9 protein-coding genes are annotated in these 14,215 nt (G+C 68.9%); 5 read left to right on the top strand and 4 right to left on the bottom strand.

The genetic code is table 11. The features are described 5' to 3' along the window. Positions 1-143: 143 nt before the first annotated feature. Entirely contained in the window at positions 144-2,102 is a 1,959-nt protein-coding gene (locus ABTX78_RS35690) for a DUF1996 domain-containing protein (RefSeq protein ID WP_352210912.1), read from the bottom strand. A 235-nt stretch (positions 2,103-2,337) separates the two neighbouring features. Here ABTX78_RS35690 and ABTX78_RS35685 point away from each other — a divergent pair, with 235 nt between their 5' ends. Then, a complete protein-coding gene (locus ABTX78_RS35685; protein ID WP_352210911.1) occupies positions 2,338-3,645 on the top strand; it encodes a DUF2254 domain-containing protein in 1,308 nt (435 codons plus the stop codon). A gap of 33 nt (positions 3,646-3,678) precedes the next feature. Here the strand turns inward: ABTX78_RS35685 and ABTX78_RS35680 are convergent, their stop codons facing one another. From ABTX78_RS35680 to sucC, 3 genes are all read right to left on the bottom strand, one after another. Beyond that, complete coding sequence (locus ABTX78_RS35680; RefSeq protein ID WP_352210910.1) at positions 3,679-5,247, bottom strand: aldehyde dehydrogenase family protein; 1,569 nt, start codon at positions 5,245-5,247, stop codon at positions 3,679-3,681. A 125-nt stretch (positions 5,248-5,372) separates the two neighbouring features. After that, positions 5,373-6,260: a succinate--CoA ligase subunit alpha gene (gene sucD / locus ABTX78_RS35675; RefSeq protein WP_352210909.1), complete on the bottom strand. Its 888-nt coding sequence runs from the start codon at positions 6,258-6,260 to the stop codon at positions 5,373-5,375. A gap of 11 nt (positions 6,261-6,271) precedes the next feature. Continuing rightward, a complete protein-coding gene (sucC, locus tag ABTX78_RS35670) occupies positions 6,272-7,405 on the bottom strand; it encodes an ADP-forming succinate--CoA ligase subunit beta (protein ID WP_352210908.1) in 1,134 nt (377 codons plus the stop codon). Between the two features lie 159 nt (positions 7,406-7,564). On the opposite strand from sucC, the gene ABTX78_RS35665 reads away from it, so the two are divergent. From ABTX78_RS35665 to ABTX78_RS35650, 4 genes are all read left to right on the top strand, one after another. Further along, the gene (locus ABTX78_RS35665; protein WP_352210907.1) at positions 7,565-9,259 is read left to right on the top strand and encodes a thiamine pyrophosphate-binding protein; all 1,695 of its coding nucleotides are present in this window, start codon (positions 7,565-7,567) and stop codon (positions 9,257-9,259) included. A 12-nt stretch (positions 9,260-9,271) separates the two neighbouring features. After that, positions 9,272-10,510, top strand: a complete 1,239-nt coding sequence (gene frc, locus ABTX78_RS35660; RefSeq protein WP_352210906.1) for a formyl-CoA transferase — start codon at positions 9,272-9,274, stop codon at positions 10,508-10,510. A gap of 2 nt (positions 10,511-10,512) precedes the next feature. After that, positions 10,513-12,666 (top strand): acetate--CoA ligase family protein, encoded by a 2,154-nt coding sequence (locus tag ABTX78_RS35655; RefSeq protein ID WP_352210905.1) that lies wholly within the window; start codon positions 10,513-10,515, stop codon positions 12,664-12,666. Positions 12,667-12,748: 82 nt separating this feature from the next. Beyond that, positions 12,749-14,137 (top strand): OFA family MFS transporter, encoded by a 1,389-nt coding sequence (locus ABTX78_RS35650; protein WP_352210904.1) that lies wholly within the window; start codon positions 12,749-12,751, stop codon positions 14,135-14,137. Positions 14,138-14,215: the final 78 nt, after the last annotated feature.

The following is a 14,215-nucleotide window of genomic DNA, read 5'->3' as shown; positions in this document are numbered from 1 at the left end:
GGCACCGGTCCCCGTTGGGATAGGTGATCGGCTCGGGCAGTGCCTGGACGAGCACGACCCGTTCGGCCACCGTCACGGTGGTGCGAGCCGGTGTCCTTCAGCTCCTCGGCGGCGGCCGCCTGATCAGCCCGCCGCGTCGGGGCTCAGAGGTGACGCGCGTTTCCTCCTCTGCCGCGTACCCGCAGGAGTACCACTCCGGCCACCAGGAGGAGCGCGCCGGCCGCGAGCGGCCACATGCGGGCGCCCGTGTCGGCGAGGCCGCCCTGCGGGGCCGCCGCATTGGCCACTGAGGCCGGGGTGTTGTACGCCCTCGGCGGGGTCACTTCCTGGGTGGCCGCCTTCAGTACCTGCTGCTTCGGCTCCGCGGGCACGTCGGCCTCGGGCTCTGCCGCTCCCGGGGCGGTTTCGCCGGCCGGGGGCGTCGCCGCGGGGTTCTGCTCCTCGTTCTGCTCTGCCGGCTTGCCCGGCGCGGCGGGCGCCTCGTCGGGGCCGGTCGCCTCGTCGGGCTTCGGGGCGGCACCGCCCTCGTCCGGCTTGTCCGTCTCTTCGGGGGCGGGAGGCGCTTCGACCGAACCGCTGGGCTCGGGCGCCTTCGTCTCGTCCGGCGCGGGAGCCTTCGTCTCGTCCGGCTTCGGGGCGACCTCGCCCGGACCGCACTTGCGGCCGTTGTTGATGCAGTCCACGAGGTCGTTCATCAGCTTCTCGTCGAAGACGTTGATGAAGTCGCCGTGGTCCGTGATCGGCTTGTGCAGTTGCTCGGGGAAGGAGTCGAGGGCGAAGCCGGGGCCGGGCGGCACGTCGTAGACGATCCGCTGCACCAGCTGGGGAATCGCCCGGAAGCCGTCACCGCACTCGCCGTTCTCGTTCGCGAATGACACGTGGGTGCGGTGGTTGGCGCTGTCGATGTTCTGACCGTCCCAGCAGCTCTGGAACTTGAAGGACCGCACGACCTTGCTGCCCTCGGGGCAGATCGGGTACTTGTCCCTCAGCTGACGGTCCTCGAATCCGGTGCAGCTCCAGGAGGCGTTGGCATTCTTGTCACCATTGGTCAGTGCCTTGGCGTCACCGGTGATGATGCGCAGGAAGCGCGGCATCGCGGTGACCTTGCCCACCGGGCTGCCGACGAAGTTCAGCGTGACCTCGGAAGGCCGCTGGATCTCACCGACGTTCTGGTCCTTGCCGCCGCCGTCCGCATTGGCGTCGTTCTCGTTCTGGCCGTTCTGCAGACGCAGCACCGGCCAGTAATAGGTCGACTTGTCACCCTGGTTCCGGCAGGTGGTGTCGCCATTGGCGAGATCGTCGTCGCTCGCGAAAGCGTCGTTCGCCTGGTTGCCGACGTAGTCGTGCATATGGTGCGCGCCATTGGCGACACCGGGGGCGACGATGACGTTGTCCGGATTGAACTTGCCGTTCTCGTTCACACCGCAGTCGGTCGCGAAGGAGCCGGTGGAGGCGTCATTGCCCACCCGGGGTGCCTTGACGTTCGGCTGGACGGACTGGATGTCGACGAAGTCGCTCGCCTCGGGCCCGTTGCCGACCTGGCCGCCGTTGCCCTGACCGCCGTTGCCCTGGCCGCCGTCCTGCCCGCCGTCACCCTGGCCCTGGTCGTTGCCCTGGTCCTGACCGCCGTCCTGGCCCTGACCCTGGTCGTTGCCCCCCTGGTTGTCCCCCTCGTTCTGGCCGTCGCCCTGGTCGTTGCCGTCATCACGCAGCGAACAGGGAGCGAGTTCGTCCAGGCCCTGCCGCTTCTCACCGCCTCGCCCGATCGCGATCGCGATCCGGTCGATGCTCGCGCGACGCTTGTCCTTCAGAGGATTGAGAATCGCGTTCTCCGCCAACTGCGGGTCACGCTCGATCTGTTCCTTCTGCTCGGCGAACTTCTGGTACGCCTCGGTGATCTGGCTGTCCATCAGAGCCAGTTCACGGTCGACCTCGGTCCGCGCCTCGACCGGAACTCCCGGCAGTGCGTTGGCGACCTCGGGACATTCGATGGTGGAGGCGCCGGCGGTCAGCGTCCCGTCCTGGCCGGACGAGCTTCCTTCACCGGCAGAGGCGAAGGATCCGAACCCGATGAGGCCGCCCCCTCCCAGAATCAGTGCCACGGCGGCGACAGTCGCACGCTGTGCACCTTTTGGACGTCTTCGCGTCATGCGTCTCACGGGAACTCCCAGGGCTTCACTGCTGGACCGGTTGATAAGAAGCGCTGCGCTCTATACGCGCGAGAGTTCCGCGGCGTTCAAACCTCGCCGAAATATTTTTTCGAGGTCGCCGAGAGCGCCTCGCCCTCGCACAGCGTGTATCCGCACGACCGCTCTTCGTGACGCTACCTTCGGCTTCGTGAATGATCGCACCAGCTACCGCCGCCCCCGCTTCCTCGCACCCCTGCGCGAGCATCTCCGTGACACCTTGTGGTTCGCCCCCACCCTGGGACTGATCGGCTCCGTCGTCCTGTGGGCGGCCGTCTCGGAGTTGGACTCCGCGCTCGTCCGGTATCTCCAGGACGCGGGGGAGTTCCAGGTGGTGGCCGACTTCACGTCGATCACCGACGATCTGAAGACCATCGTCACAACCATCAGTTCCGCGATGATGACCTTCATCGGTGTCGTGTTCAGTATCTCGCTGGTGGCTGTGCAGATGGCGAGCGGGCAGCTCACTCCCCGTGTCGTGCGGATCTTCGTACGGAGCCGGATCAGCAAGGCGACGCTGACCGTGTTCCTGGGGACATTCCTGTTCTCGTTGCTCGTGCTGACGTCGTACGAGAGCGAGTCCGATCCCAGGCTCGTCACGTCCGTCCCCTTCGTCCAGAGCGCGTTGACCCTGTTCCTGGTGGGGCTGAGCCTGATTCTCTTCATCGCGTACGTGAGTTCGACGCTGCGCCTGATGCAGGTGGGGCCGGTGGCCGACCGCATCGCGCGGGAGTCGTTGCGGGAGGTGGTTCGGCAGCCGACCGGCGGGAAGGACGCCGTCGACATTCCCGCCGAGAGCGCCCGCATCTCCTACCACGGGCGGCCCGGTGTGCTGAGGGATGTGAACGTGGCCTGGCTCGTCCGGGTCGCCCGGCGAAACGGCATCGTCCTGCGCCTCATTCCGCGGGTCGGCGACTACGTCGTTCCCGGGACTCCCGTGCTGGCCGTGCACGGTGAGGCGGGCAGGGAGCTGAAGGCCGTGGGACTCACGGCGTCCGTCGGGACGGAGCGGGCGACGTCTCAGGACATCGGATTCGGGCTGCGGCAGCTCTCGGACATCGCGCTGCGTGCGCTGTCGCCGGCGGTGAACGACCCGACGACGGCCGTGCAGTGTCTGGACCGGATCGTCCTGCTGCTCTCCGTCATGGCCCGCCAGCCGCTCGGCACGGCGTACCACCGCGACGCCAAGGGTGCGGTGCGGTTGGTGCAGCAGGTGCCCGGCTGGACCGATCTGGTGGATCTGGGGCTGACCGAGATCCGTGGCGCGTCCACCGGCAGTCCGCAGGTGACCCGGCGGCTGATGGCCGCCCTCGACGATCTGCTGCTGCTCACGTCGCCCGAGCGCAGGGAGCCGCTGCTGCGGCACCGGGAGCTGATGGCGCAGGCGGTGGCAGGGGCCTTCCCCGAGGCGGCCGAGCGGGAGTTCGCACTCCGGCCCGACCGCCAGGGGATCGGCTAGGACCTCACAGGGCGTACGTCACATACGGGGTGGTCAGGGCATCAGATGGTGGTCGGGGAAGTTGCCCGGCAGCCGCTCCCCCACCGGTCCGTCGGTGACCGCCCGGACGAGCAGCTCGCCGCCGACGAAGGCGCCCCGCCAGGACGCGCCGAAGCCGCCGAACAGTTCGTCGCGGTCGCCTCGCGAACGGGGCTTTCCGTGGCCCGTCTTGAACGCCCGGATCTGCGGCGCCAGACGGTCGAAGGTCTGCGGGTCGTCGGTCGACAGGGTGGCGACCAGCGCGCCGTTGGAGGCGTTCATCGCCGCGAGCAGCTCCGCCTCGGTGTCGACGAGGACGATCGTGTCGACCGGGCCGAAGGGTTCGGCGTGGTGGAGAGGGGAGGAGGGCGGCGGCCCCAGGAGTGTGACCGGGGGCAGATAGGCGGAGGTGTCCTGGCCGGGCAGGAACGCACCCTCGTCCAGCGTTCCCCGGTGCAGCGGTACGGCGCCCCGCCCGATGGCCTCGGTCACCTGGTCGCCGAGTTCCTTGGCCTTGGCCGCGTTGATCAGTGGACCGAAGTCCAGCGCCGGCAGCGGGGCGGAGGGGTTCTCCACGGCCAGGGGGTGGCCCGTACGGATGGACCGTACGGCGGGGAGGTAGGCCGCGAGGAAGTCCGCGAACAGTTCCCGCTGGACCACGAACCGCGGGTAGGCGGTGCAGCGTTGCTTGCCGTAGTCGAAGAGTTTCGGGACGACCGCGGTGAGGGCGTCCCAGTCGCTGTAGTTCCAGATACCCCAGGCGTTGAGGCCCTCCTGTTCGAGGATGTGGCGCTTGCCGAGGTCGGCGACGGCGGTGGCGATGTCGGCGCCGGTGTCGCGGCCGCCGACGAAGGAGACGCAGCCGATCTCCGGTGAGCGCACGAGCGCTTCCGAGAGCTGGCCGCCGCTGCCGCTGACCAGGGTGATGGGCAGCCCTTCCCGGGCGGCGAGCGCGGAGGCCAGGGTGAGGCAGGCGAGTCCGCCGTCGGTCGGGGTCTTGGCGATGACCGCGTTGCCCGCCAGGGCCTGGACGAGCATGGCGTGGACGAGGACGGACATCGGGTAGTTCCAGCTGGCGATGTTGGAGACCGGGCCGGCGAGCGGGCTGCGGCCGGTCAGCATGGGTTCGATGCCGTCGACGTACCAGCGCACTCCGTCGATCGCACGGTCGACGTCGGCCTGGGCGAGCCGCCACGGCTTGCCGATCTCCCAGACCAGCAGCAGGGCGAGCAGTTCACGGTGTTCCGTCAGCGCGTCGAGGGCGGCCGAGACCCGGGCCCGGCGTTCGGCGACCGGCACGTGCCGCCAGGCGCGGTGCTGGTCCAGCGAGGCTCGCACCGCCTGCTGGGCCGTCGCCGCGTCGAGCCGCGGCGGGCCGGTGATCGGGCTGCCGTCCACCGGGCTGGTGGCGGGCAGCGGGTTGCCGTCGTGCTTCCAGCCGGCCGCCCACAGGTTCAGCACCCGGTCGTGCCGGAAGGCCTCCGGGGCGGTGGTCAGGCAGCGCTGCCAGGCGTCCTGCCAGGCGGTACCGGGCTTCAGGGCGAGTGCGGGGGCGGGAGTGGGTGCGGTGAGGGTGGGTGCCATGAGGGTGGTCTCCGCTCGGAAGGGGGCGGGAGGGGCCGGGCAGGGGGCCGCGTGCGGTGGCACACACGCGGCCTCGGTGACCTGGGCGTCGACGGCTTCGGAAGACCGGGCCGGCGGCGTCGGCGTCAACGTGACTGCTCGAGGCGGTCGATGACGAGCCGTGAGGTCTCGGTCGGGGTGGCTCCGACGTGTACGCCGGCGGCTTCGAGTGCCTGCTTCTTGGCCAGGGCCGTGCCGGAGGAGCCGGAGACGATGGCGCCCGCATGCCCCATCGTCTTGCCCTCCGGAGCGGTGAAGCCTGCGATGTAGCCGACCACGGGCTTGGTGACGTGCTCGGCGATGTACGCAGCGGCTCGCTCCTCCGCGTCTCCGCCGATCTCCCCGATGAGCACGATCAGTTCGGTGTCCGGGTCGTTCTCGAAGGCGGCCAGGCAGTCGATGTGGGTGGTGCCCACGACGGGGTCACCACCGATGCCGACCGCGGAGGAGAAGCCGATGTCCCGCAGCTCGTACATGAGTTGGTAGGTGAGCGTGCCGGACTTGGAGACGAGTCCGATGCGGCCCGGCTCGGTGGCGATGTCGGCGGGGATGATGCCGGCGTTGGACTGTCCGGGGCTGATGAGTCCGGGGCAGTTGGGGCCGACCACGCGGGTGCCGCGCTGCCTGGCGTAGGCGTGGAAAGCGACCGAGTCGTGGACGGGGATGCCTTCGGTGATGACCACGACGAGGGCGATCCCGGCGTCGGCGGCCTCGATCACGGCCGCCTTGGCGAACGGCGGCGGCACGAACACGACGCTGACATCGGCGCCGGTGGCATCGACGGCCTGGCGCACGGTGCCGTGCACCGGGACGGCGCGGTCGTCGAGGTCGACGACCGTGCCCGCCTTGCGCGGGTTGACGCCGGCCACGATGTCGGTGCCGGACGCCAGCATGCGCCGGGTGTGCTTCATGCCCTCGGATCCGGTCATGCCCTGGACGAGGACCTTGCTCTCCTTGGTGAGGAAGATGGCCATGTCGTGTCCTCTCAGTGCGCGTTGGCGAGGTCGGCCGCCTGCTGGGCGGCGTCGTCCATGGTGGTGGCCTGCCGGACGAGGGGATGGGCCCGGTCGTCGAGGATGGCGCGGCCGCGGGCGGCGTTGTTGCCGTCGAGCCGCACGACGAGCGGCTTGGTGAGAGTCACCGTCTCCAAGGCCTGGACGATGCCGTCGGCGACGGCGTCGCAGGCGGTGATACCGCCGAAGACGTTCACCAGGACGCTGCTCACGGCCCCATCGGACAGGATGACGGACAGGCCGTCGGCCATGACCTGGGCCGATGCTCCGCCGCCGATGTCGAGGAAGTTGGCGGGCCGGGCGCCGCAGCCGGCGACGACGTCGAGGGTGGACATGACGAGACCCGCGCCGTTGCCGATGATGCCGACCTCGCCGTCGAGTTTGACGTAGTTGAGGCCCTTGGCCGCTGCTGCGGCCTCCAGCGGTTCGCCGTGCGGGTCGTCTTCGGAAGCGCCCCAACGGGCCTGTCGGAACCGGGCGTTGTCATCCAGGGTGACCTTGCCGTCGAGCGCGAGGATCGTGCCGTCGGTGGTGCGTACCAGGGGGTTGACCTCGACGAGCAGCGCGTCCTCGCGGACGAGGACCTGCCACAGACTCGTGAGGACGGATGCGCTCTCGGGGGGCAGTCCGGCGGCCGAGGCGATCTCGGAGGCGTCGGCCGCGGTGACTCCGCGCTCGGGGTCGACGGGGATACGGGCGACGGCCTCCGGGCGGGTGGCGGCGACCTCCTCGATGTCCATGCCGCCCTCGGCGGACGCGATGGCGAGGAAGGTGCCGGCCGCGCGGTCGAGGACGTAGGAGACGTAGAACTCGGCCTCGATGTCGACGGGTTGGGCCAGCATCACCGTGCGGACGGTGTGGCCCTTGATGTCCATACCGAGGATCTGGCGGGCCGTCACTTCTGCCGCGGCCGCGTCGGTGGCGAGCTTGACCCCGCCGGCCTTGCCGCGGCCACCGGTCTTCACCTGGGCCTTCACGACGACCCGCCCGCCGAGCCGTTCGGCGGCCTCTCGTGCCTCCCGCGCCGTGTCCGCGGTTTCGGCATCCGGCACCGGGATGCCGTAGTCCGCGAACAGATCCCTTGCTTGGTGCTCGTACAGATCCATGCCAACCCCTACTGCATCGATTTCACGAGTGAAAGTGCCGCACGCCCCCTGGACACCACCCACCGGATGCGGGATAACAAGCTTCATACAGTATTCGTCGACTGTATGCAATGTACTGGGACGCCGACCGACTCCCCTACGAAGGGACAGGACTTCGCCATGCCCGATGACAACAGCGGCAACAACCCGGAACTCATCTCAGGTGGTCATCTGGTCGCCAAGGCTCTCAAGGCCGAGGGCGTCGAGGTCATCTACACGCTGTGCGGCGGCCACATCATCGACATCTACGACGGCTGTGTCGACGAGGGCATCGAAGTCGTCGATGTACGCCACGAACAGGTGGCCGCGCACGCCGCCGACGGGTACGCCCGTATCACCGGCAAGCCCGGCTGCGCCGTGGTGACGGCCGGCCCCGGCACCACCGACGCGGTCACCGGTGTCGCCAACGCCTTCCGCGCCGAGTCCCCCATGCTGCTCATCGGCGGTCAGGGGGCGCACACCCAGCACAAGATGGGCTCGCTCCAGGACCTGCCGCACGTCGACATGATGACGCCGATCACCAAGTTCGCCGCGACCGTGCCGGACACGGCGCGTGCCGCCGACATGGTCTCGATGGCCTTCCGTGAGTGCTTCCACGGAGCGCCGGGCCCCTCCTTCCTGGAGATACCGCGCGACGTGCTGGACGCCCAGGTGCCGGTGGAGAAGGCGCGGGTGCCCAAGGCCGGTCAGTACCGTGCCTCGACGCGCCAGGCCGGTGACCCCGAGGCGGTGGAGAAGCTCGCCGATCTGCTGGTGCACGCGGAGAAGCCGGCCATCCTCCTGGGCAGCCAGGTGTGGACGACACGCGCCACCGACGCGGCCGTCGAGCTCGTCCGCACTCTCAACGTGCCCGCCTACATGAACGGCGCCGGCCGCGGCACACTGCCGCCCGGGGACCCGCACCACTTCCAGCTGTCCCGGCGGTACGCGTTCTCCAACGCCGACGTCATCGTCATCGTCGGCACACCCTTCGACTTCCGCATGGGGTACGGCAAGCGGCTCTCGCCGAACGCGACGGTCGTGCAGATCGACCTGGACTACCGCACGGTCGGCAAGAACCGGGACATCGACCTCGGCATCGTGGGCGACGCCGGACTGATCCTGAAGTCCGTCGCCGAATCGGTCACGGGACGGCTCAACGGCGGCGCAGTCAAGCGCAAGGCCTGGATGGAGGAACTGCGTGCGGCCGAGCAGTCCGCACTGGAGAAGCGGTTGCCGCAGCTGAAGTCGGACGCCTCCCCCATCCACCCGTACCGACTGGTCAGCGAGATCAACGACTTCCTCACCGAGGACTCGATCTACATCGGCGACGGCGGTGACATCGTCACCTTCTCCGGGCAGGTCGTGCAGCCCAAGTCGCCCGGCCATTGGATGGACCCGGGGCCGCTCGGCACGCTCGGTGTCGGTGTCCCCTTCGTGCTCGCGGCCAAGAAGGCACGCCCCGACAAGGAGGTCGTGGCGCTGTTCGGTGACGGCGCGTTCTCGCTCACCGGCTGGGACTTCGAGACCCTCGTCCGCTACAACCTGCCCTTCGTCGGGATCGTCGGCAACAACTCCTCGATGAACCAGATCCGTTACGGCCAGGCGCAGAAGTACGGACTGGAACGCGAGCGGGTCGGCAACACCCTCGGCGACGTCCACTACGACAAGTTCGCCCAGATGCTCGGCGGTTACGGCGAAGAGGTACGCGACCCGGCCGACATCGCGCCGGCGCTGCGCCGCGCCCGTGAGTCCGGACTGCCGTCGCTGATCAATGTCTGGGTGGACCCCGACGCGTACGCCCCCGGAACCATGAACCAGACCATGTACAAGTAGAGGAGCCCCCTCATGACCAAGGCTCTTGAGGGCGTGCGCGTCCTCGACATGACACATGTCCAGTCCGGTCCCTCGGCGACCCAGCTGCTGGGCTGGCTCGGCGCCGACGTGGTGAAGCTGGAGGCGCCGAGCGGCGACATCACCCGCAAGCAGCTCCGCGACCTGCCGGACGTCGACTCGCTCTACTTCACGATGCTCAACTGCAACAAGCGGAGCATCACGCTCAACACCAAGACGGAGCGCGGCAAGGAGATCCTCACCGAGCTCATCCGGCGCAGCGATGTGATGGTCGAGAACTTCGGCCCCGGAGCGGTGGACCGGATGGGGTTCACCTGGGACAGGATCCGGGAGATCAACCCGCGGATCGTCTACGCCTCCATCAAGGGCTTCGGCGACGGGCCGTACACCAACTTCAAGGCGTACGAGGTCGTGGCGCAGGCCATGGGCGGCTCGATGTCGACCACCGGCTTCGAGGAGGGCCCACCGCTGGCGACCGGCGCGCAGATCGGCGACTCGGGCACCGGCGTCCACGCGGTCGCCGGCATCCTCGCCGCGCTGTTCCAGCGCGAGTCCACCGGCCGCGGACAGCGGGTCAACGTCGCGATGCAGCACGCCGTGTTGAACCTGTGCCGGGTGAAGTTGCGGGACCAGCAGCGGCTCGCCCACGGTCCGCTCGCGGAGTACCCGAACGCCCAGGACACGGCCGAGGCCGACGAAGTGCCGCGCAGCGGCAACGCGTCCGGCGGCGGACAGCCCGGCTGGGCGGTCAAGTGCGCGCCCGGCGGTCCGAACGACTACGTGTACGTCATCGTCCAGCCGGTGGGCTGGCGGCCCGTGTCGGAGCTGATCGGCCGGCCGGAACTCGCCGAGGACCCGGAGTGGTCGACGCCGGAGGCGCGGCTGCCGAAGCTGTCGAAGATGTTCCAGCTGATCGAGGAGTGGTCCTCGACGCTTCCGAAGTGGGAGGTGCTGGAGCGGCTGAACGCCCACAACATCCCGTGCGGTCCGATTCTGTCCACCAGGGAGATCATCGAGGACGCCTCGCTGGTCGCGAACGAGATGGTCGTCGAGGTGGCGCATCCGCAGCGCGGTTCGTTCACCACGGTCGGCAGTCCGCTGAAGCTGTCGGACTCCCCGGTGGACGTGGTCACCTCGCCACTGCTCGGCGAGCACAACGAAGAGGTGTACGTCGGCGAGCTGGGCCTCGGCGACGAAGAGCTGCGGCTGCTGAAGACGAGTGGAGTGATCTAGTAGTGACGACAGCTCACGACGAGGGCAAGGAAGCGGTCCGGGCGCTGCTCGAGACCGTACGGGCCGAGGGGCGCGGCGCGCTCACGGCTCCGGAGGGCAAGACGGTCGCCGACGCGTACGGGATCGCCGTGCCGGGCGAGGCGCTGGCGCGGGACGTGGACGAGGCGGTGCTGTACGCGGACCGGCTCGGCGGCAAGGTGGTCCTGAAGATCGTCTCCCCCGACATCCTGCACAAGACCGATGCCGGCGGAGTCGTCGTCGGTGTGCGGGGCGCGGCCGAGGTGCGTGCGGCCTTCTGCAAGATCGTGGAGAACGTTAAGGCGTACGCGCCGGACGCGCGCATCGACGGTGTGCAGGTGCAGCAGATGCTGCCGCCCGGCCAGGAGGTCATCGTCGGCGCGGTCACCGACCCGACGTTCGGCAAGGTCGTCGCCTTCGGGCTGGGCGGCGTGCTGGTCGAGGTGCTCAAGGACGTGACGTTCCGGCTGGCGCCGGTGACGGCGGACGAGGCGACGTCGATGCTGGACTCGATCCGCGCCGCCGAGATCCTGCGAGGTGTGCGCGGCGCGCCGGCGGTGGACCGGTGGGCGCTGGCGGAACAGATCCGCCGGGTCTCCCAACTGGTCAGCGACTTCCCGGAGATCGCGGAGGTCGACCTCAACCCGGTGATCGCGACGCCGGACGGGGCGGTGGCCGCGGACATCCGGGTGATCCTCGCCGACGAACAGCCGGTGGAGCGCCGCAAGTACAGCCGCGAGGAGATCCTGACGTCGATGGGGCGGCTGATGAAGCCGCAGTCGGTCACGGTGATCGGTGCGTCCAACGAGCAGGGCAAGATCGGCAATTCGGTCATGCGGAATCTGATCGACGGCGGTTTCTCGGGCGAAATCCATCCGGTGAACCCCAAGGCCGATGACATCCAGGGCCGCAAGGCGTACAAGAGCGTGATGGACGTGCCGGGTGAGCCCGATGTGGCGATATTCGCGATCCCCGCGAAGTTCGTCGCGTCCGCGCTCGAAGAGGTCGGACGCAAGGGCATCCCGAATGCCGTGCTGATTCCCTCCGGGTTCGCCGAGACCGGTGAACACGAGCTCCAGGCGGAGATCGTGGAGATCGCCGAACGCCATGGCATCCGCTTGCTGGGCCCCAACATCTACGGCTACTACTCGACCTGGCAGGACCTCTGCGCCACCTTCTGCACGCCGTACGACGTCAAGGGCGGGGTGGCGCTGACGTCCCAGTCCGGCGGCATCGGCATGGCGATCCTGGGCTTCGCCCGGACCACGAAGACCGGTGTGTCCGCGATCGTCGGGCTGGGCAACAAGTCCGACCTCGACGAGGACGACCTGCTCACGTGGTTCGGCGAGGACCCCAACACCGATTGCATCGCCATGCACCTGGAGGACCTCAAGGACGGCCGGGCCTTCGTCGAGGCCGCGCGGGCGACCGTGCCGAAGAAGCCGGTCGTGGTCCTCAAGGCGGGACGTACGGCGGCGGGCGCGAAGGCGGCCGGCTCCCACACGGGCGCCCTCGCGGGCGACGACGCGGTGTACGACGACATCCTGCGGCAGTCGGGTGTGATCCGCGCGCCCGGGCTGAACGAGATGCTGGAGTACGCGCGGGCGCTGCCGGTACTGCCGACGCCGACCGGCGACAACGTCGTGATCATCACGGGTGCCGGCGGTTCGGGGGTGCTCCTGTCCGACGCCATCGTCGACAACGGCCTGCGGCTGATGGAGATACCGGACGATCTGGACGCGGCCTTCAAGGCGTTCATCCCGCCGTTCGGCGCGGCCGGGAACCCGATCGACATCACGGGCGGTGAGCCGCCCTCGACGTACGAGGCCACCATCCGGCTGGGGCTCGAGGATCCGCGGATCCACGCGCTCGTCCTCGGCTACTGGCACACCATCGTCACACCGCCGATGGTGTTCGCAGAACTCACGGCGCGGGTGGTCGAGGAGTTCCGCGCCCGGGGCATCGAGAAGCCGGTCGTGGCATCGCTCGCCGGTGACGTCGAGGTGGAGGAGGCGTGCCAGTACCTCTTCGAGCGGGGTGTCGTGGCGTACCCCTACACGACGGAGAAGCCGGTGGCGGCGCTCGGAGCCAAGTACCGATGGGCCCGTGCGGCCGGTCTGTTGGGGGGCGGCCGATGAGCTGACCCCTCCCGAGCGAGTGCGAAAGGTATTGGACAGGGGGCGCTGGCCAGCTCTTTCGACGCAAGGGGTGCAAACCGACATGACTGCCACCGACATCTCGACACCCGTCGCCTTCAGGGAGGTGACGGACCGCAACGGCCGCGTGTACCGCCTCGGCGAGACCGATATCGACATCATGGGCCGTAAGCGCAAGTGGATGGTCATCCTGCCGTGGATCGGCATGATGGGCATCAGCTCGGCCGAGTACGCGTTCGCGTCGGCCGAGGACACACTGCACATCGCACACAGCTGGAACAGCGGGCACATCTTCTGGATGCTCGGTGTGTGGGTGTTCTTCCAGGCGGCGGTGGCCTTCCCCGCCGGAAAGCTCAGGGAGAGCGGCAAACTGCCCGCCCGCTGGGCGATGATGTTCGGCGCGGTCGGCACACTGCTGGGGTATGTGTCCCTCGCGTTCGCGCCGCATGTGATCGTCGCGTACATCGGGTTCGGCATGTTCAGCGGTATGGGCGCCGGCATGGTCTACGCGACCTGCGTGAACATGGTCGGCAAGTGGTATCCGGAACGCAAGGGAGGCAAGACCGGCTTCGTCAACGGCGGTTTCGCCTATGGTTCCGTGCCGTTCGTCTTCCTCTTCACGGGCTACATGGATCTGACGAACTTCCGCTGGGTGCTCGTCGCGGTCGGTGTCTTCCTCGCCGCGACCGTGGCGGTGGCCGGCTACTTCTTCCAGGACCCGCCGAAGAACTGGTGGCCGGCCGACGTCGACCCGCTGCGGCCGCCGGACGACCCCCGGGCCCGCCGCGCGCTGGCGATGAACCCGCCCGCCGTACGGCAGTACACCCCCAAGGAGGCCTGGCAGACCGGGCGGGTCGCGCTGATGTGGTTCTGCCTGCTGTGCACCTCGGGCGTGAACATCTTCGGCATCGCCTTCCAGGTCGACATCGGCAAGGAGGCCGGCTTCGCCGGCGGAATCGTCGCAACGGCCATGTCACTGAAGGCCATCGTCAACGGCACCGGCCGAGGGGTGATCGGCTGGCTGTCCGACCGCTACGGCCGAAAGCGGTGTCTGATCTTCGTCTGTGTCGTCCTCGGGCTGTCGCAGTACGGAATCCTTTGGTCCGCCAACATCGAGAACCTCCCGCTGTTCCTGATCTTCTCCAGCATCTCCGGGTTCGGCGGAGGAGCCATCTTCCCGATGTTCGCGGCGATGACGGCGGACTACTTCGGTGAGAACAACAACGCCTCCAACTACGGGCTGGTCTACAGCTCCAAGCTGGTGTCCGGGCTGCTGGGATCCGGCATGGGAGCCGTCGTGGTGCACAACTGGGGTCACGGCGGGGCGTTCACCCTCGCCGGCTCGATCTCGCTGTTCGCCGCGTTCATAGCCCTGTTCCTGACCCCACCGGGCCGGCCGAAATCCAAGAGTCTGGCGGCCAACCCGATGCCGATCAGCCGGGACGGCGACTGACCGGGCGGGTGACGAGCGTTCTGCCGAGGGGGGCCGCCGCGACCGGGGCGGGGCGGCGCGGGGCGGCCGGCCGCCCGC

Origin of the sequence: Streptomyces sp. NPDC096193, from assembly GCF_040302905.1 — a bacterium.
Classification (GTDB): domain Bacteria; phylum Actinomycetota; class Actinomycetes; order Streptomycetales; family Streptomycetaceae; genus Streptomyces.
The sequence above is the reverse complement of the archived record's forward strand: the minus strand, read 5'-3'. Positions and strand labels throughout refer to the sequence as shown.

Excerpts from the sequence above, each read along its gene's own strand:
- ABTX78_RS35650 (WP_352210904.1), top strand. The coding sequence starts at position 12,749 with ATGACTGCCACCGACATCTCGACACCCGTCGCCTTCAGGGAGGTGACG.
- frc (WP_352210906.1), top strand. The coding sequence starts at position 9,272 with ATGACCAAGGCTCTTGAGGGCGTGCGCGTCCTCGACATGACACATGTC.
- sucC (WP_352210908.1), bottom strand. The coding sequence starts at position 7,405 with ATGGATCTGTACGAGCACCAAGCAAGGGATCTGTTCGCGGACTACGGC.
- sucD (WP_352210909.1), bottom strand. The coding sequence starts at position 6,260 with ATGGCCATCTTCCTCACCAAGGAGAGCAAGGTCCTCGTCCAGGGCATG.
- ABTX78_RS35665 (WP_352210907.1), top strand. The coding sequence starts at position 7,565 with ATGCCCGATGACAACAGCGGCAACAACCCGGAACTCATCTCAGGTGGT.
- ABTX78_RS35680 (WP_352210910.1), bottom strand. The coding sequence starts at position 5,247 with ATGGCACCCACCCTCACCGCACCCACTCCCGCCCCCGCACTCGCCCTG.